This is a genomic window from Pseudomonas sp. I2 (genome assembly GCF_040984075.1).
Taxonomy (GTDB): domain Bacteria; phylum Pseudomonadota; class Gammaproteobacteria; order Pseudomonadales; family Pseudomonadaceae; genus Aquipseudomonas; species Aquipseudomonas guariconensis_B.
In genome coordinates, this window is the sequence record NZ_JBCGFQ010000183.1 from 1 (window position 1) to 424 (window position 424).

Consider the following 424-nt stretch of genomic DNA (forward strand, 5'->3'; position numbering starts at 1 on the left):
GACCAGTACAAGAACCTGCAGGCGCGCCTCAAGCTCGCGGTGACCACGCAGGAGGAGTTCAACCGCGCCGATGCCGCGCTGTTCGAGATCGCGCAGCGCAACCGCGCGCCGCTGGCAGAGACCGTCACGCTCTACGCGCGGCTGGCCCCGTCGGTGCAGGCGCTGGGGCGTTCGCAGGCGGACGTGCTGGCGGCCACCGACGCCATCGGCCAGGCCGTGTCGCTTTCCGGAGCGTCCAGCGAGGCGGCGGCCGGTGCACTATTGCAGCTCGGGCAGGCCTTCGCCTCGGGGCAACTGCGTGGCGAGGAGTTCAACTCCGTCATCGAGCAGACGCCGCGACTGGCGCAGGCCATCGCCGACGGGATGGGCGTGCCTCTGGGCTCGCTGCGGGCCCTGGCCCAGGAAGGCAAGATCACCTCCGCAG

Annotated in this window: 1 protein-coding gene; it reads left to right on the top strand. The window is 71.2% G+C overall.

Annotated elements, in window-relative coordinates; all coding sequences use genetic code 11:
- Positions 1 to 424, top strand: a 424-nt coding sequence (locus tag WCE05_RS26170; RefSeq protein ID WP_368816861.1) for a tape measure protein, incomplete at both ends; no start/stop codon positions are given.